27 protein-coding genes are annotated in these 15,948 nt (G+C 67.6%); 12 read left to right on the top strand and 15 right to left on the bottom strand.

Features of this window, described 5'->3' with window-relative positions; all coding sequences use genetic code 11:
* Positions 1–224: 224 nt before the first annotated feature.
* The 11 genes from K7W41_RS18770 to K7W41_RS18820 all read right to left on the bottom strand — a co-directional run bounded on the left by K7W41_RS18770 (position 225) and on the right by K7W41_RS18820 (position 5,024).
* Positions 225–899, bottom strand: a complete 675-nt coding sequence (locus tag K7W41_RS18770) for a hypothetical protein (protein WP_224611788.1) — start codon at positions 897–899, stop codon at positions 225–227.
* Positions 896–1,300: a hypothetical protein gene (locus K7W41_RS18775; RefSeq protein WP_224611789.1), complete on the bottom strand. Its 405-nt coding sequence runs from the start codon at positions 1,298–1,300 to the stop codon at positions 896–898. Before K7W41_RS18775 ends, K7W41_RS18770 begins: the two co-directional genes overlap by 4 nt.
* The gene (locus tag K7W41_RS18780; RefSeq protein WP_224611790.1) at positions 1,297–1,764 is read right to left on the bottom strand and encodes a hypothetical protein; all 468 of its coding nucleotides are present in this window, start codon (positions 1,762–1,764) and stop codon (positions 1,297–1,299) included. The genes K7W41_RS18775 and K7W41_RS18780 overlap by 4 nt, the downstream gene beginning before the upstream one ends.
* On the bottom strand, positions 1,761–1,955 hold the full coding sequence (locus K7W41_RS18785) for a hypothetical protein (protein WP_224611791.1): 195 nt from the start codon (positions 1,953–1,955) through the stop codon (positions 1,761–1,763). The genes K7W41_RS18780 and K7W41_RS18785 overlap by 4 nt, the downstream gene beginning before the upstream one ends.
* On the bottom strand, positions 1,945–2,127 hold the full coding sequence (locus K7W41_RS18790) for a hypothetical protein (protein ID WP_224611792.1): 183 nt from the start codon (positions 2,125–2,127) through the stop codon (positions 1,945–1,947). Before K7W41_RS18790 ends, K7W41_RS18785 begins: the two co-directional genes overlap by 11 nt.
* A complete protein-coding gene (locus tag K7W41_RS18795; protein ID WP_224611793.1) occupies positions 2,124–2,474 on the bottom strand; it encodes a hypothetical protein in 351 nt (116 codons plus the stop codon). The genes K7W41_RS18790 and K7W41_RS18795 overlap by 4 nt, the downstream gene beginning before the upstream one ends.
* 51 nt (positions 2,475–2,525) lie before the next feature.
* Positions 2,526–2,927, bottom strand: coding sequence for a hypothetical protein (locus tag K7W41_RS18800; protein WP_224611794.1), 402 nt, complete (start codon positions 2,925–2,927; stop codon positions 2,526–2,528).
* A 171-nt stretch (positions 2,928–3,098) separates the two neighbouring features.
* On the bottom strand, positions 3,099–3,392 hold the full coding sequence (locus K7W41_RS18805) for a hypothetical protein (RefSeq protein WP_224611795.1): 294 nt from the start codon (positions 3,390–3,392) through the stop codon (positions 3,099–3,101).
* Positions 3,393–3,457: 65 nt separating this feature from the next.
* A complete protein-coding gene (locus K7W41_RS18810; protein ID WP_224611796.1) occupies positions 3,458–4,117 on the bottom strand; it encodes a class I SAM-dependent methyltransferase in 660 nt (219 codons plus the stop codon).
* On the bottom strand, positions 4,114–4,665 hold the full coding sequence (locus tag K7W41_RS18815; RefSeq protein ID WP_224611797.1) for a hypothetical protein: 552 nt from the start codon (positions 4,663–4,665) through the stop codon (positions 4,114–4,116). Before K7W41_RS18815 ends, K7W41_RS18810 begins: the two co-directional genes overlap by 4 nt.
* On the bottom strand, positions 4,662–5,024 hold the full coding sequence (locus tag K7W41_RS18820; RefSeq protein WP_224611798.1) for a hypothetical protein: 363 nt from the start codon (positions 5,022–5,024) through the stop codon (positions 4,662–4,664). The genes K7W41_RS18815 and K7W41_RS18820 overlap by 4 nt, the downstream gene beginning before the upstream one ends.
* Before the next feature lie 67 nt (positions 5,025–5,091).
* On the opposite strand from K7W41_RS18820, the gene K7W41_RS18825 reads away from it, so the two are divergent.
* On the top strand, positions 5,092–6,060 hold the full coding sequence (locus K7W41_RS18825) for a tyrosine-type recombinase/integrase (protein WP_224611799.1): 969 nt from the start codon (positions 5,092–5,094) through the stop codon (positions 6,058–6,060).
* A gap of 1 nt (position 6,061) precedes the next feature.
* Here K7W41_RS18825 and K7W41_RS18830 read toward each other — a convergent pair whose 3' ends face one another.
* The 3 genes from K7W41_RS18830 to K7W41_RS18840 form a co-directional block, all read right to left on the bottom strand.
* Positions 6,062–6,607, bottom strand: a complete 546-nt coding sequence (locus K7W41_RS18830) for a hypothetical protein (protein WP_224611800.1) — start codon at positions 6,605–6,607, stop codon at positions 6,062–6,064.
* Positions 6,608–6,641: 34 nt separating this feature from the next.
* Positions 6,642–7,055, bottom strand: a complete 414-nt coding sequence (locus K7W41_RS18835) for a hypothetical protein (RefSeq protein WP_224611801.1) — start codon at positions 7,053–7,055, stop codon at positions 6,642–6,644.
* Between the two features lie 1,542 nt (positions 7,056–8,597).
* Positions 8,598–8,837 (bottom strand): helix-turn-helix domain-containing protein, encoded by a 240-nt coding sequence (locus tag K7W41_RS18840; protein WP_224611802.1) that lies wholly within the window; start codon positions 8,835–8,837, stop codon positions 8,598–8,600.
* Positions 8,838–9,185: 348 nt separating this feature from the next.
* Between K7W41_RS18840 and K7W41_RS18845 the strand changes: the two genes are divergently transcribed.
* Positions 9,186–9,611 (top strand): hypothetical protein, encoded by a 426-nt coding sequence (locus K7W41_RS18845; protein ID WP_224611803.1) that lies wholly within the window; start codon positions 9,186–9,188, stop codon positions 9,609–9,611.
* Positions 9,612–10,122: 511 nt separating this feature from the next.
* Here K7W41_RS18845 and K7W41_RS18850 read toward each other — a convergent pair.
* The gene (locus K7W41_RS18850) at positions 10,123–11,580 is read right to left on the bottom strand and encodes a hypothetical protein (protein WP_224611804.1); all 1,458 of its coding nucleotides are present in this window, start codon (positions 11,578–11,580) and stop codon (positions 10,123–10,125) included.
* Between the two features lie 179 nt (positions 11,581–11,759).
* Here K7W41_RS18850 and K7W41_RS18855 point away from each other — a divergent pair, with 179 nt between their 5' ends.
* The 10 genes from K7W41_RS18855 to K7W41_RS18900 all read left to right on the top strand — a co-directional run bounded on the left by K7W41_RS18855 (position 11,760) and on the right by K7W41_RS18900 (position 15,929).
* The gene (locus K7W41_RS18855) at positions 11,760–12,014 is read left to right on the top strand and encodes a hypothetical protein (RefSeq protein WP_224611805.1); all 255 of its coding nucleotides are present in this window, start codon (positions 11,760–11,762) and stop codon (positions 12,012–12,014) included.
* A gap of 198 nt (positions 12,015–12,212) precedes the next feature.
* Complete coding sequence (locus tag K7W41_RS18860; protein ID WP_224611806.1) at positions 12,213–12,545, top strand: hypothetical protein; 333 nt, start codon at positions 12,213–12,215, stop codon at positions 12,543–12,545.
* On the top strand, positions 12,542–12,895 hold the full coding sequence (locus K7W41_RS18865) for a hypothetical protein (protein ID WP_224611807.1): 354 nt from the start codon (positions 12,542–12,544) through the stop codon (positions 12,893–12,895). The genes K7W41_RS18860 and K7W41_RS18865 overlap by 4 nt, the downstream gene beginning before the upstream one ends.
* Positions 12,892–13,134, top strand: coding sequence for a hypothetical protein (locus K7W41_RS18870; RefSeq protein ID WP_224611808.1), 243 nt, complete (start codon positions 12,892–12,894; stop codon positions 13,132–13,134). The genes K7W41_RS18865 and K7W41_RS18870 overlap by 4 nt, the downstream gene beginning before the upstream one ends.
* Positions 13,131–13,412, top strand: a complete 282-nt coding sequence (locus K7W41_RS18875) for a hypothetical protein (protein WP_224611809.1) — start codon at positions 13,131–13,133, stop codon at positions 13,410–13,412. Before K7W41_RS18870 ends, K7W41_RS18875 begins: the two co-directional genes overlap by 4 nt.
* Positions 13,413–13,543: 131 nt before the next feature.
* On the top strand, positions 13,544–14,008 hold the full coding sequence (locus K7W41_RS18880; RefSeq protein WP_224611810.1) for a hypothetical protein: 465 nt from the start codon (positions 13,544–13,546) through the stop codon (positions 14,006–14,008).
* Between the two features lie 229 nt (positions 14,009–14,237).
* Positions 14,238–14,744, top strand: coding sequence for a hypothetical protein (locus K7W41_RS18885; protein ID WP_224611811.1), 507 nt, complete (start codon positions 14,238–14,240; stop codon positions 14,742–14,744).
* Positions 14,741–15,124: a hypothetical protein gene (locus tag K7W41_RS18890; RefSeq protein WP_224611812.1), complete on the top strand. Its 384-nt coding sequence runs from the start codon at positions 14,741–14,743 to the stop codon at positions 15,122–15,124. The genes K7W41_RS18885 and K7W41_RS18890 overlap by 4 nt, the downstream gene beginning before the upstream one ends.
* 20 nt (positions 15,125–15,144) lie before the next feature.
* A complete protein-coding gene (locus tag K7W41_RS18895; protein WP_224611813.1) occupies positions 15,145–15,438 on the top strand; it encodes a hypothetical protein in 294 nt (97 codons plus the stop codon).
* On the top strand, positions 15,435–15,929 hold the full coding sequence (locus K7W41_RS18900; RefSeq protein WP_224611814.1) for a hypothetical protein: 495 nt from the start codon (positions 15,435–15,437) through the stop codon (positions 15,927–15,929). Before K7W41_RS18895 ends, K7W41_RS18900 begins: the two co-directional genes overlap by 4 nt.
* Positions 15,930–15,948: the final 19 nt, after the last annotated feature.

Here is a 15,948-nt window from a genome sequence, read left to right on the forward strand (position 1 = left end):
AGCACCCCGTAGACCGTCTAAACTACGGGTAAGCCGCTGACTTCCAGTGGAAGCCAGATGGTTCAGAGCCCTGTCAAAAACTCTGCGTACTGTGATCGCTCAGTGTTTCCAGCACTGGGCGATCGCCTTTCAGGCAGTGTCTATCGGTGCCTTACCGGGGTAGTCGCAGAGTATCACGCTGTTTTGGGAATCGTGCTGTACAAACAGTTGCGGCAGACCGTCCTCTACGGCCTTTCTGGCCGGGCCAGCGGGTACTGCGCCGCACAAGCGCGCATGACTGTCCGGGCCTGCTCACGGGTGAGGCCCCGCCAGTGCAGCAGCTGCCGCAAGCCCAGCACCCGCTGCGCGTAATGGGTCAGGGCGTGCTCATGCCGTTTCTCGGCCTTAGGCAGACGGTCCAGCACGAACCATGCAAACTCGCTCTGTTCCGCCGCGCTCAGCTCGTCCCGGTGGCACATGAACCGCCCACGCGGTGGGGTGTACGAGCGGCGCAGGCGCTGGGCCACCTCCGGGTATGGGTGCGGCTCCGGCACGGCGAACAGCACGCCAGACAGGACGACGGGTGGGCGGTCCTCCCAGGGCGGTACGTCGTCCGGGTGATCGTCCTCGACCTCCGGGCGCTGGCGCACCACCAGGTACCGGGTGCCCTCTGTGCTCTCCCAGTCCGCGTCATAGACGGCCCAGCCCACGGCGGTGGCCACCGTGGCGGCCTCGTCCGGGCTGGGATGGCCCGCCTTGCGCCACAGGCGGAGCACGTCCTCGTGCACCGTCTCGACCTGCACGTGCAGGCCGTTATGCAGCACCATTGACTCCGGATCCCCAGATGATCGGCTCTTGCGCAGCAGCGCCGCGAGGCTTTTGGCCAGCCGGTTGGCGCCGGGCGGTTCGGGGCCGCTCATGGCGGGGCCCGGAGCCCCCAGGCGTGCGTGGCCGCGCCCAGGGCACGCAGCGCGGCGACACTGGCGTTCGCGTGCCGCCCGTGCTCCAGCAGAAGGAGCCCGTCCTTGACCTGTTCCAGACTGGCACTGACGAGGCCAGTGCTAGCGCTGGTCACGGTCAGGCGCAGTCTCAGCTGGCTGGCGATGTGCTGGACGGCGCGGTAGCCCTGCCCGCCCTCCTCCAGGCTGGCGGTGAGTTCGTCCTCGGCCAGCCAGGAAATGCCCGTTTTCTGGAACCCAGCGCCCCAGTTGACGAGCAGGGACCGCACGGGAAGAGCTGTGGTCCCCTGCAGCAGGAACACGCCCACGAAGCGCTGGCACAGCAGCGGGGTGCGGGCCGGGGTAGGGGCAGGGGTGCTCATGCGTCCCGCCGGCGCAGGTGGCCTGCCTGGGTGGCTGCGGCGGCCGCGCGCAGGACTGCAACACTCAGGCAGCGGCTGCGGGCGCGGCTCAGGTGCACGACCTCCTGATGGTGAAACTCGAGTACGGCCCAGAACGCGTTGTCTGGAGGCTCGGCGGGGGTCCAGCCCATCAGCAGCACGGGGTCCTGACCGTCCAACAGGCGCTGCACGGCGCCGAGGCCCTGGCCGAACTCATCCGGGGTGGGGACGAGGTGGTCCGCCTGCCAGTCCAGTTCAGCGCTGCGCCAGTGGCCGGCCGGGGAGCAGACGATCAGGTTGCTGCCGTGGGCCAGGGCATGCTTGACCTGCGGCGCGCTGGGCGGGCCGGGCCAGAGGTGACTGAGGCCCAGCAGCATGAACTGCTCTGGGTAGGTCTGGCACAGCAGTGTCACCACCTGCAGATCCGTGAGGGCCGCGAGGGTCATGTGCGCGCCTGCAGGACCTCGCACGCCAGTTCGCGCAGCGTGTCGTGGCCCAGATCAGCGGGCGCGTGCACGTGGGCGTGCACGTCCTCACCTTCCTCGGTGGGGGTGGCGAGCAGCACCAGGACCCCGATGTCCTGGGCTTCAGCAGCGGCGGCAAGGGCGGCCGCCAGATCCAGCAGCTCAGGTGCCATGTGTCTCCCAGGCCTCCCGCGTGCGGATCTGGCGCACGGCCTCTCTGGCGTCCTGCTCCGCGCGCCAGGCGACGTAGGTGGCGACGGCGGCGCCACCGATCAAGCCGCTGCCCAGGGCGGTGGCCAGCAGGACCAGGACGAACTGCAAAGGGGAAAAGGTCCACTCGGTCATGCGCGCAGTCCTGCGGCCGCCGCGCCGGTCAGCCGGTCAAGGCCGGCGTCCAAGGCGTCCAGGGTCAGGACGCCGTGGGGGTCCTCGACCAGGCCTCCCTCGACCAGCGTCATGGTGCTGAGCAGGGCCTGGCGGGCGGTTTCGCGTTGGGCAGCGCTGAGGTGCCGCTCCGGGTCCAGCTGCGGGAACTGGGCCACCTGGGGCAGCAGGGCTTGGAAGCGGCTGGCGTCGCTGCCTTTGGTCTGGGCGAGGTTGATGACGATGTTCAGACTGCCGGCAAGGGTGGCCTGGAATGGGGGCAGGCCCGCCTGCGGGGGGCAGGCGGGCCCGGGGGTGGGCTGCAGCATGGTGACCTCGTGAGGGCGCCTGGCGCTGGGGCCAGGGCAGAGGCGGGTGGGTTAGCGGGGGTGGGCGGCCGCGCGGGCGAAGCCGGCAATCAAGGCCTGCGCCTGGGCGTTGCTTTCCGTGAAGTCATAGCCGGGATACCGCACCCACAGTTCCAGGCCGATGTGGGTGGGCGCGTCGTCAGGGCCTGCCCAGCCCATGACGCGGAGGCGACCGGCGCCCATCAGGCCGTCCCAGAGCACGGCTTTCTCGTGCGCCTCCAGGGGCTGGTGCTGCGCGAGCGCAGCTTGGAGTTTCTCCTGCACGTCTCGCAGGGCCGCGCAGTAGCCGGCGCCGTAGTCGTGGGTGGGGGCCTGGGTGTTCAGGCGGTCCTCGATGTAGGCGAGGACCGTGGAGGTGACCGGTGCCGTGGCGTTTGCAGGGGCGCTGGCCTCTGGGGTGGTGGGGGTGGTCATGGTGCTCCTTTGAGGGAATGAATAAGTGAAGGGATTCACAGCCGATTGCCTTTGGCGGTCTGGTTAATCCTCTGTAGTCAGGTGAGTTCGCATAATTGGTGTTATTTGTCAGGCCGCCATGGAAAGGGGAGAAGACCCAAACGCCTCCCCCCAACCAGCACCTGCCCCCGCTCAGGGGTACAACTGCCGACCCCCCACCTCCCGAACCAGCCTCAGCTGGCCATCACTGAAACGGCACTGGAGATCCGGCAGCCCCCCGGCCGGCGGGGTACCGATCAAGAGCACCTGCACCTTGCTGTCGAAGGCCGAGCCCTGAACCTTCAGATCACGCCAGCCCAGCCGCTCAACGAAGGTGCGGCAGGTGGTGACATTGACCGGCTCGCGGGGCGTGGGCCGAGAAAGAACCGCGATGATCAGGGCGGCGAGAATCAGGGCGGCAGCGGCGATCAGGATGATGCGTTGCATGTGTCACACACTGCCTGTCCTGGGGGTGATCAGCCACCAGCAGCCTGTCTAGGCAGCGCGCCAGATCACTGACGCTGGTACACCCACAAGTGATCATGCCAGCCGTCCCAGCGCGGAATCTCCTGCTCCACCACCAACCGCCACTGTGCCGCCAGCTGCGCGTGGAAGGCATCATCCGCCGTGCACCCGCCCTGGCCTTCGCCGATGTACACCACCGTGTCGCCCTGGTAGGCCGCCAGCGCCTGCGCGGCCATCGGCAGCACGTATGGAGGCCAGCACAACAGCAACGTTGCCTCGGGGTGATCAGCCGCCCGGCGCGCCTCCCCCACCAGGACCTCCGTGTGCAGGTTTACCCAGGGCGCACGGTCATACGCGTGCACCGTCACGCCCCGCTGGCGCAGGAGACTCGCCCAGTACCCGTTGCCCGCCCCGATCTCCACCACCGGCCCCTGGGCCGCGATCGTGATCAGCGCTGCGTCGTCCGGGACCGCCCAGCTGTACAGCCGCACCAGCACTTCCCGCGCCAAGGTGGCCGCGAGGAAAGGCGTATTGCCCGACATGAAGGCCTTGTACCGGGTCAGGGCCGAGCGGGCGCTGGGCGACGCCTCACACCGTGCGTGGAGGTGATCAAGGGGCGGCGGCGCGCGCTGGATGCCGGGTTCACGCTGCAGCTCCTGAAACTTCAGGAACTCCTCGAGGTACGGATTGAGGGTCGCGGTGGTCACGGGTCGTCCCTCAGCGGCAGTTCCCAGAACCCGAAGGGGGGCCGGCAGTTTTCGTCAAACTGCACGGCGGCCGCGAGCGCCACCTCCAGGCGTGCCACCGGCGCCAGGGTGTCTGTGGCATACAGCGCGCCCAGGGCCGCCCGCTGTCCGCTCCCAATCGCTTCATAGGGCGTGGCCACCCGGGTCACCGCGAAGTCAGAACCCAGCAGGTACAGCGCGCCCTCAAACCCGATCAGGGCTTCGAAGGCCGCGTCCTCCCGCCCATGCCGGGTGTCCACGTGTGTGCCCTCCTGCACGAGCTGACGGACGGCACGACCGACCGTCCACCGCACGTACCGGTCCGGACGTTCTGTTCGGCCTGGCTCTGGCAGGTCCAGCCCGAACTCCAGCAGATCCAGTATCCGCATGGCCCCGCTCACCCCAATCAGCAGGGGCCCGAGCCGCAACACCTTCGGGTGCGCCTGCATGACCGGCCGGTCCCCGATGACCATGCTGTCCGCTCCCATATGCACCGTGCCCTCATGCACCACCGCCGCGATGACCGTCATGTCTGGCCCCGCTCGAATGCTTCAAGGGTGGCCAGCGCCACGTCCACCTGCTCGCCATCGCCCAGCACCTCCTGTGCCTCCACGGTGCCAGCCAGGGTCAGATGGTACCCACGCCGTGCGGGGTGGTCTGCATCTGGCAGCAGCTGTTCGAGCCAACTGCGAGCCAGGCCCCGATCTTCTAGATCGTCCAGGCAGGCCCACACGAAACTGATGCCCACGGCATAAGCGCGACTGATCTGGCTGACGTAGGTGTATCCGGCGCGCAGGGCATGCAGCACGCGGTGCCGGGCGGGAATGCGGTGCAGGGGCCGGGCCGCGCGTCGTCGGGCCAACCAGTGGCGGAGCCAGGGGTACGTCATGTCCTCTCCTTGAGGTGCTTGATGTGGCGGATGCGTGCTGCACGCGTTCAGGGGTATGCTCTCGGGCATGACACTGGCGCTGATGGCCCACAACCTGGACCTGCAGGCCCGTGCCGATCGGATCGCCCGCCTGGAACCGGACGCCCTGAAGCGCGAGGCCGTGCGCGCCGCCCGCGACGTGGACCGTGACGCCCTGTGGGCGATCCTGGAGGCATACCTAGTCAACCAAGGTGGCCGGGGCGCCCGCGTGAGCGACCACACCCTGATCGCCTACCGCACGGGCCTGGGCGTGTTCCTGGACTGGGCCGTGCCGGCCAGCGTCAGCCTGCTGCGGCCAGCTGCGAGTGACGGCTTCCGGTACGCCCGCCACCTGGAGGCACAGAAGCTGGCCCCCGCCAGCGTGCGGGTGCGCCTCGCGGCCGCGCGCAACCTGTTCGCCGCCCTGCGCTGGTCAGGCGCCACGCAGGCCTCGCCCTTCACGGACGTGAAAACCCCCACCGACCCGGTGCCCCGGTGGGAGAAGCGCAAGCCCTACAGCGACGAGGACCTCGCCGCGCTGCTCGCGGTCTGCGGGATGCAGGAGGCCGTGATCATCCTGCTGGGGGCCCACTGCGGCCTGCGGAACAACGAGATGCTGACCCTGCGGCGCGGGGACGTACATTTGGACGCGCGGGAGCCGTACGTCACCGTGGAGGGCAAGGGGGGCAAGCGGCAGGACGTGCCGCTGTCACGGACGGCCACTGCCGCCCTGCGCACCTGGCTGGTCGCCACGCCTCACGCCAAGGAGTTCGTACTGGCCATTCGCACGCGCCGGGGCGTGGAGAAGGCGGTCAAGCGCCTGTGCGCGGCCGCAGGCGTGCAGTACGGGGGGCGGGAGGTGCACGGCCTGCGGCACTCGGCGGGCACCCGCATGTATGTGGCGACGCAGGACCTGATAGAGGTGCGCGATCTGCTGCGCCACCGGGGCATCAGCACCACCGAGGTGTACGTGAATTACGCCCGCGCAGGCAAGAAGAAAGCGAACGCCGACTGGTAACTCAGCGGCGTTTCTTCTTGCTTTTCTTGCCCCGGTTGCCGACCTGCTTGCCGGCACGGCCGTCCGGGAGGGGACGCTGCGGCGCGTTCTTTGGCCTGACCTTGCGCTGGGACTGGGGCTGTGCCGCAGGGGCGGGCGGTGGCTGGACCCGAGGGGTAGCCACCAAGGCCGCCCGGTCAATGGGTGGAGCGGGCAGCATGCCAGCGTCCACGAGGAGGTCGCGCAGGGTGCCGGGCTCGGGGACGGCCAGCGTGCCGGGGGACACCACGAGGAGGGTGTCCTGCCCGTCATGTCGGAATGCGAGCGCGTACGCGGTCTGCCCGGGCAGCAGCTTCGGGTGCTGGAGTTCGACCGGGTCAATCGCCCGCAGCACCCGCACCGGCACCCCTTGATGCAGCCGCACCACGAACACCTGCACCTGCCGGGTGGCGGCGCGCAGGAGGGTCAATCCTTGGTCGTAGGAGCGGCCCCGATCTGGCGGGTGGTAGTGCACGCGCTTGAGGTCCTCACGGGTCAGAGCGGTTTTCAATTCAAGGGGGCTGAACATGGCGGCTCCTGCAGGACGAGAGAACGGGAAGGGGTTAGCGCCAGATCCAGCCGAACAGACGGCTGAGCAGCTGGGTGGGGCTGGGCTGGACCTCCACCTCCCGGGGCGGTGCTGGGGGTGGGGGCGGCATGGTGGGCGCGTGGGTCGGTGGCACGAAGGGCTGCCGGGGCCAGGACACCTTCAGGGCGCCAGTCGGTGTGCCGGCCTGCACCGTGGAGGTGACGTCATAGCCCAGGTCGTGGAACGCGCTGACCAGCCCGGCCACGAGGGGCGGGTCGACGCGCAGGGTGATGGAGGTGTCGCGCCGGGCGGCAGGACGGACGTGGTGCTCGAGCAGCTGGCCCAGGGTGTGCTGCACCTCCTGGTCGTGGGTGCGTGAGGGGTACTGTTCGGCGTACAGGCGAGCGGCATCCTGGGCCGTGAATTGAAACGACTTATTTCTGGGCATGGTGCTCCTGGTTTTGAACTCGGCGGCAGGAGTTGAACCTGCCTCATGTCCGGGGCCGAGGTGACGTGGACGCTGGGGCGCCCACGGTTTCAGAAAGGGAGGTGCATTCGTGTTCAGGGCGGCATGAAGACCTCCGGTGCTGGATTCACGGCAGGGCGATGGCCGGGGCCGGACACGTCGTCCGGCCTCGGCCGTAGTGGAGCGGTCTGGGCGTGCCCCCGCAGGCGGCGCCCGAGTGGGGCGTGTTCGTCGGCACACGCCCCTGAAGCCAGGGGTGACCTGGAGATGAGGCCCACGCGGTCCCCGGTGGGTGGGGTGCCAGAGGCCCGCTCTGGCTCGGGTGATGGCCCGGTGTGCCGTGGCCCGCTGAGGGGCTTATCGGCGATTGGGGCAGCGCTGTCACAACGCCCGCACCAGGTGGTGCGTGTACACCAGGCATTGCGCCTGGCCTGTGTCTGGCTGCCGAAGCTGCCTGGGATGGCGAGGCAGGGGCGCAGGCCTTCCGTCCCCTGCCGTCTGTCGCGCCGACGCGGTCGGTGCACCGGCCCCACTCTCCCCAGGGGCCTGGCGGGCCGGGGGGCCTTGAACCTGCAAGGCCGCCCCGGAAGTACTGGAGCCGGGGAGCGCCACTCCCCTGATTTGGTCCGGACGTGATCACCCTGGCGCTGGGCGTCCGCGTGGTCGGGCGGAGCGGGGCAGGCCGCCCACCGTCACCCTCCACTGCCCACTGGCGTCCCAGTGGGGAAAGCATGTTGCTGCGCGCGTGACGGCCACGCGCGCGGTCGCTCAGGAGGCGCGTGGCCAGCTGAGGTCTGGGAGGGCGCCAGGATTGAACTGGCCAGGCGCTCCCCGATCGGAGGCCCTCCATGAAGTGCCCCTGCGCGGGGCAGGAGCTGGAATGTGATGTTCGGACGCCTTGCTGCTCTTGGTGGCGTGATGGACCTCGTCAGCCTCGTGTTTGGGCGGCGCATGCTGACCTGCCGCCACTCCCCTGATGGCACCTGGGGAGTCGGTGCACTGGATTCCGTCCAGCTCAACCGCCGTGTTTGCTGCTCTTGGCCACGGCGGGGTCCTCACGATGTCTTGGTTCAGGCAGAGGTTGGCAGGTCGCCAACGTGCGCCGACGGATGATTCGCTCCCGTTCCTCCGCTGTCACGCGCTTTATGGAGGCCTGCTCAACGCGGCGGTTTTTGGCGGGGTCCTTGCTCCCGCTGGGCACAGCACCCAGCCCTGTACTCTCCGCTCAGGGTCAAGCGGATCAACCGTTCGGGGGGCGCTTGCACCCGCCTTTCCCGACATCCCTGTCGAGTCGTTCGAGGGGCAACCCCGGCGCGCAGCCGATCACGGGCCATGCACTGGCCCGCTTTTAGGATGGCCAGCACACCACCTTGATGTGGGACTGGCCGTTCGTTGTCATGCGTCACGCCCGGTGGTGGGCAGTGGACCCTGGTCGTGTGCGGCCGTCCGGGGTATGGCCGGGAAAAACGGCATGGAAAAAGCGCATCTGACCGTTCAGATGCACGGGGCGTGGGGGTTCAGGGTTCAGGTAATCGGGTCGCTGATGTCCTCCCAGGTTTTGTTCAGCACGGTCAGAAGCGCGTTGACATGCCGGAACGGATACCGCTCAGGGGGTGACTTCTCCCAAGTGCTGTAGTTCGTTCGGGTCATGCCGATCAGGCTCGCCATTTCACGCTGGGTCTGAATGCCTTTGCCCAGCCGTGCAGCGATGAGCTTGCCAGGGTTGATCCGCCGCTCGACCCGCAAGTGCGCGGTGTTCTCCATCGTCGGCTTTAGTACCCCTGGGCTTCTTTGCACGGGTGGATAGTACCCCAGGGGTACGTTACAAGCAAGCGCGATTGCCACATCAACACCACATCCGGGCTAATACGGTTGATAATGTCCCCCTGCGTTACTAATGTGACGTTAAGAGTGGCCCAGCGGCACCAGCAGGTGCTCGGGAACCAGAGGTGCAGCGTGGCGAAAGTAAACCGACCCCCAAACGTAACCAACGAGGCTCAGCGCCGGGAAATGCTTGCCTGGCTCGTTGAGGAAAACGGGGGAATGGTCAAGGTGGCACGGGAATCTGGGATCTCCCGGTCTCACTTGCGGCGCCTGATCCGTGGATACGACATGACGAAAGGCGGCCAGAAGGAATACTCCATTCTGGACGCCGATCCTCACACGATCAGTGGCTTGCTGGCCGCGTTTTCCCTGCCCCTTGAGATGGCCTGGGAGATGCTAAATATCCCTGTGAACCTGCGCCACAGATGGCGCGCGTTCGAATCACCGGACGGCACCGTTACGCGTCAAGTCGACGCCGAGCTCGGTGCCGTTCCGCTGACTACAGCGCCATTACTGGGCCATATGTTTCTGCCTGCAGGAAAGGGTTTAGAAGTCCTGACCGACCACAACGATACAGAGAGTCTACAGATTGTGACGGTGGACGGCGAGCTGTACGCTCTGCCGCCGTCTGCGGTTCACCCGTCAGCGCAGGTGCATGGTGGGTTTGCGGGGGTCCGTATTTCAAGTGGGCGAGGACCTCGATCGCGGCCATAAGCCGCGCCTGCGTAGGCAGGTAAGCATGCCAATACCGGTGTTCTTCGAAGCGTACTTCAGCGTCGGGGACAGCGGCCTTGAATGCTCCAAGATGACGAAAAGGGATTGGAGAGCGGAGACGCAAGCTGCTCACACTGTGAAAGTACGTGATGACCGAGTGTTCTGCTGCCCGGAATTGTCATTGCTGCTGCCACTTTCGGGCCACGTTGTAACCACATCACTGCCACATCGCTGCCACCAATCTGTCTAGACAGATTTTAGCAACCGCCGCAGGGTCCAACGCCATCACTGTCAGCCGTTGATACGCCGCCGCCAGGGAGTGTGCCCCCAGGCGCCGGCGGAGGCGTGGTGGGTGCTGGACTGGTGGTGCGGGTATTCGTCGTAGGCGCGGTCGCCAATGTGCCAGAACTTGTGGTCGCCGAAGCCACGCTCAAGAGTATGGAAAGACTTAAGGCGGTCAGGATATTTGTCTTTTGCACGCCTTCAGCCTATTCACTCCGCGCCTGCTTTTCTACTTCTCCCCCTGGTCAACTAGGCTCATTAAGACGTCGGTGACCTCTGTGCCGCGCGCCATTCCGACCAACGATTCAAGCGCCGTCTTCCACGTCTGATTCGCCATCCCCCCTTCATGTCGGGACAGCCAGTGCACAGCGCGCGCTAGCCGGACTAAGGAGACAGGCTGGTATCCAGCGATGGGCAATGCTTCCCACGCCTTGGTGTACCGCCAGGTTTTCATGGAATGTACCGTGACGGGGCGCCGGCCCTGGATCTCGCGGGCCAGGATGCCGCTCCCGATCTCGCCGGGCAGGCCATACACGCGACCCTCAAAGCGCACCGCGTTGCCGACGAACAGGGGCACCGTGGTCACCAGCTCTGTCCATTCCACAGGGGCGCCCGGAAGGTGCGCGAGGATCATCAGCAATTCTGGCATCTGCTGGCGCAAGTAGTGTGCCAGTGGTCGCCGATGCGTCAGGCCCTGCAGGCCCTCACGCAGCAGCGTAGCCACAGTCGCGCTGTCGCTCATGACCCGGGCCCCCTGCGCATACGCACTCAAGATCAGCGCCGCCTGTAGGATTTTCTGATCCGCTCCCTTGGCATCCAGGCTATGCAGGATCAGGCCTGCTTGGTCCTCGCCACCCGGCTCTGACATCATCCGCATCACCTTTAGCAGGCGCGCATAACTGGCGAACGGGTCGACGTCGAGTGCCCCGGGCACCGGAGCTGTCGGATCGGCAAGCGCTACGGCCAGCTGAGCGTAGGGACTGTTGAGACGCACGAGTTTCTCGGGCAGCACCACTTCGCCACCCAGCAGTGCTGTGGCGACCAGGCCACGGACATCATCTGGGCCAGTCAGGTTGAGGGCAAGGTGGTAGTCGCCAGACATCAGCGCCACGTCGGCCATGATTCGGTGCGCGTGGATTTGCCGCTGGACCCCCATGGGGTGCAGGTCCATTGCTGCCTGAATGGCGGTAAGGTTGCCCTCGCCGCGACGTGCGCGAATGCTTTCGTATTCCAGAGCGTAGATCTGCTGGCGGCTTTTCAGGCCGAGACCTTTGGCAAGTAGAAGCGCGGCATGCAGGTGCATCTGCGAGAGGTCCATCCGGCCCGTGACGCTGTACGCCAAGCCAGCGGCGAACGAGGCGGTCGCGGCGTCAAACAGGTCCACATCTGATGTACCCCTGGGGTGCGTGTCATGGGCCTCTGCTACCACGTCCGCGTACCGCTTTAGGTCGTTGAGTGCCAGAAGGCGAGCACCGCGAGCCAGCCCCTCATTTCGGTCAAGGCGTTGCAGGACAGGCACGATTTCCTCGTCGTCTCGGGACGCCAGGGTGGCGAGCAGGCGAAGGGATGTGACGTTGGGATCAGTCTCGGAGACCCGCGCTACAACCTGCTGCCAGGAGTAAGTCGCCAAGGACTCCTCCCATTCCAGGGCACTGAATGGCCTGTCAAGAGCAAGACGCTTCAGCATTAACGAATTAGCAGTTTCGCACAGCTCGGCACTGTTTCCCACGGTATTTACCCCTCCCCCCCGATGGGGTTCCCGTTCCTAATGTTCTCCTGCGAAACGATTTGACGACTAATGTACCCCAGGGGTACATTAGGCACAAGAGGGAGGCATGCCCAACTCCCCATCAGAGGAGGTGACCTATGAAGCCCGCCCTGCACGTCGCTCAAGTCCGCAAAGTTCTCGAATCCGCGCCCCAGCGAGCCTTCACCGCTGAAGACATTTCCATCCGCCTGGGCCGACGCCTGAACAAGCGCCAGTGCGCGCGTGCCGCAGTCGCCCTCAGCGCTGAGGGCGTTGTGGAGTGTCGCAAGTCCACCAAGGTGAACGTGCACCGCCGCACGCTCGAGTTCCAGTGGCGAGCGCCTGTGGCGCTCGCCACACCTGCACATCTGTAAAGCCCCAAAAAGGGCCCGCCCCTGCTGCTCTAGATCGCTGGCGAGCAAATCAACAGAGCAAACAGGGGCAAAGGAGCCACCGCGATGATACACAACCCCAGCGTTAAGCCAAACCGCGCTTCCCCGCGCTTCCCCAAAGTTTACGCTCTGGCCTGCGCCTGCTGCAGCCTCCCCCTGAGCACTGAGGAAGGTTTCGACGTGCCCCTGATCGGCGCCGTGGGCCCCAAGTGCGCCGCCAAGTTCGCAGCGTTCGCAGACGCGCTTGCCTGGATTGACGGTCGTCCAGCCAGCGGCACCAGCAACCAGGACCAACTGCGTTTGGGAAGCCGTGTGGTTATCGCCCTGCGCAATATGGGCGTTGAAGTCACCGCTAACGCAGATGGGGCCCTGCAGGCCAAGCGCCTCACCCGCAAGCCCGCCGCCGTAGCCAAGAGCTATAAGAAACGCCGCGCCGAGTTTGAGCGCGACCTCCAGGCCGCCGTCGAAGCGTTCGGCCCCGACTTCGGAACCGTGCGGGCGGCAGCAGCATGAGCGGCGACTTTCTCTGCGCAGGCGGCTGTGGCGCCGCCGTGGTGGCCAGCCCCGACGAGTTGTGCTTCAGCTGCGAAGGTGCCCAGCAGGCCGAACACCAGCGCCAGCTGCGTGAGCGCGGCCTGTGCCAGGACTGCGAAACCGCCCCCGCCGTGAAGGGTGACGACTACTGCGCTTCTTGCCTGAAGAGTCTGCTGGCCGCCAGCAGTGATCCCGAGGACGGCGACACCATGCCCTATGTGGCCGAGGGCTGCCGCCACTGTGGGAGAGCGCTGGACCCTTTTGACCAGTGCATGCATTGCGACACCTTCGGCACGCCGGCCGAACAGGCGCTGGAGCGTGGGCAGTGACCGCCCGGACACAGCGCGCCGGCACCTTCGTGCCCGCCACCCTGTCCGATCTCGTGCCCGACTTCGAGGCTGAGGCGCTGCGCGAGGGGGCCCGGGCCCTGCTGCGCCGTGCCGACGCGCTGGATGGCCGCTGCAGCCGCGTGACCTTCCTGGCCGTGCCCAGTGGCCAGTGCGCCAACTGCCAGGAGTTGGTCACGGGGGACCGCTGCCCCAACTGCCAGCTGGAGGCGCGGCCGTGACCTGGCTGCGCTTCCTGACCCTGCTGCTCACCGGCCGGCTGGCCCTGATCAGCACCGACCCGCGTGAGACCGTGCTCGAACTGCAAGACGAGCGCATCCACATCGACACGACCTGGAACCGCGCCACCGGTGAAGGCCGGGTCATCACCAACATGAGCCGGCGCGTGGCGACCGAGCTGCACACCGATCTGGGCACCGTGCCGGCGCCCGCTGAGAGCACCCGCAAGTTCACCGAGGGGCTGGGCCTGGCCGTGTATCGGGGCGGGGGTAAGGCGTGACCCGCCCTCTCCCCGCGCCGCTGGCCGGCGGCTGGGTGCCCAGCACCTGGTGCCGCCAGCCCCGCTGCCACGCGCCAGTACCTCTTACCCATACCGATTGCCCGCGCTGTGGCGCCCCCAAGGAGGTCACCATGTCCACCCCTCGTCCCCTTACCCGCCGTCAGGTGGCTTTTCAGACCTGGGCGGCGCTGTACGACACGCAGCGCGGCAGCCTTGCCGAGCAGCAGGCCTTCCGCCAGCTGGGTCTGGTCGAAGCCGACCGGCGCACCCGCGACCTGCCCGCCGGCTTTCCCTGCGACGGCTGCCAGACCGCAACTGTTGCGCAGCCTGGGTTCTGCGCGCGCTGCACGGCCCCCATCACCCGCAAGGATGCGGGCACTGGCCGTGCGTTTGCTGGTCTGGTCTTGGTGTTCATGGTCAGCGGCAGCTTTGATCAGTACAAAACCCTTGCGGCGGCGCCACTGAGCCTGTGGCTCCTGCTGGGCCTGAGCGTACTGCTCATGGTGTGGGGGGCGCAGCGCGCCAGCCACGGCCCCACCCTGGCCCGGGTGACGCGGCGCCGGGCCCAGCAGGCGGCGCGGACGGTGCCCGCGTGACACAGGCCCTGAGCTCCAGGCAGGCCCAGGACCTGATCCTGGCCATCGCGCGGACGGCAGGGCGGCGGTGCCGGCACGTTCGGAAGGATGCGCGGGCAGGTGGCGTGCTCAGCCCCGTAGGCGTGCTGACGGCGTGCGGGACCCGCTACGTGCTGCGCCCCCTTTGCAGCTGTGTGCGCGAGGGCATTCCCGAGCTGTCCTGCCGGCAGTGCCGAGGGAAAGGACAGGCGTGAGCCGCTTCGAGCCCCTGCGCAGCAACGCCGACGTGCGGGCGGTCTTTGGGCTGGCGCGGCCCTGCCCCGAGTGCCCGTTCCGCAAGGACCGGCCCGGGTTCCTGGGCCGCGCCCGGGTGCAGCACATCATTGACGAGCAGGCGCATGGCGTGCCCTTCATGTGTCACAAAACCACGTCCGCGCGCGGCATCCGCACCGACGACCGCCGCGCGCGGTACTGCGCCGGGGCCATGCGGTACGGCGAAGCCACGCACCGGCACATCCTGCCGATGCGCCTGGGCATGGCCCTGGGGCTCTGGTCGCCGGACCAGTTGCGCCGCGACGTGGCGGTGCTGGACAGCCCAGGGGCGCTGCTGGCCCACCACGAGGGCCTGAACTGGCACCCCCAGATGCCCTTCACGTCCTGGCGGCCCCAGGGCCACCTGATCGCCATCTCCGAGCTGGTGGACCAGACCCTGCGCGAGCCTGCCCTGATCGTGAACATCGGCGGAGTCCAGCCGTGAGCCGGCCCCTGCTGGATCTGGGCGACGAGATCACCACGGCGGGGGGCCAGCGCGGCGTGGTGACCAAACGAGAGGCGCGCCCGCAAGGCGACCTGTACAGCGTGGTGCTGGAAGGTTCCGTGCAGCGCGTCCGCCACGGCTGGACCCGCGAGCAACTCACACGGGTGGGCGGTGACCTGCAGCTCGGGGACTGCGTGCGGGTGACGGGTGAGTGCGACACCACCGGCGAGCGGCTGGACCGGGCGCTGGGCGTGATCGTGGACGACTACGCCGAGGCAGAAGGCCCCGACTTCCGGGTGTTCGTGCTGGGCCAGAGTGACGCCTACGAGTGCCCGGTCTCGCAGCTCACCCGCATCCCAAAGCGCGAGGCCCTGGCGTGAACCGTCATGATCCCCCCGCCATGCAGGCCGTAAAGGCCCGTGCCAAAGCCATGATGGAAACCCTGAACGCCCAGGGCGGGCACCCCGTCCTGTACTCCGACTGCCTGCACGAGCTGAGCTTGCAGGCCGGATACGACCGCTGGAACGACTACAGCGCCGCCCTTCGGGCCGAGGCCGGCCTGCGCCCGAGGCGCAGGGTCAAGGTGCGCCGGACCCGTCACCAGTTCGCCCCAACCCCCAGTCTGCCCACCCCGCTGTCGCTCTACGCCCGGGGCTCGTTCTGGGATGTCGCGGACTCGGAGGCCGAGGCGTGAGCCAGATTGAAGCCCTGACCGCCGGGGTGGCCCGGGATGCGGCCCAGCGCCTGGGCGAGCGCCACGGCCTCCCGTGGCCTGCCGAGTACGTCACCGTGCCCAGCGGCACGGTCCACCTGCGCGAGGCAGGCGCGGCCCGCACCATCTGCGGCACCCGCCTGCCCCTGCCACCCCGCACCTCCACCGTCACCACTGGCGAGCAGGCCCTGTCCTGCACCCGCTGTCAAGCCAAGGTGCGCAAGGCCCGCGCAGCGAAGTCGCCCCCGTGGCTGGCCCACAACGAGCGGCCTAACAAAAAGATCAAGGACCTGGAACGCCGGGGCTACACCCTGCGCTGGCTGGGCGCCGAGCCCCACCTCGCGCTGCGCCTCCTGCACCCGGGTGGCCACGACGGCACGCATGCCGAAGGCACCGAAACCGCCTGTGTCATGGCCGCCTACGAAAGTGCCCGCGATCACGCCCACGACGCACACCTGAACGAGCTGCTCTGAGCCCCCTCTCCCCCACTGG

The sequence above is a fragment of the Deinococcus multiflagellatus genome (assembly GCF_020166415.1).
In the GTDB taxonomy this organism is placed as follows: Bacteria; Deinococcota; Deinococci; order Deinococcales; family Deinococcaceae; genus Deinococcus; species Deinococcus multiflagellatus.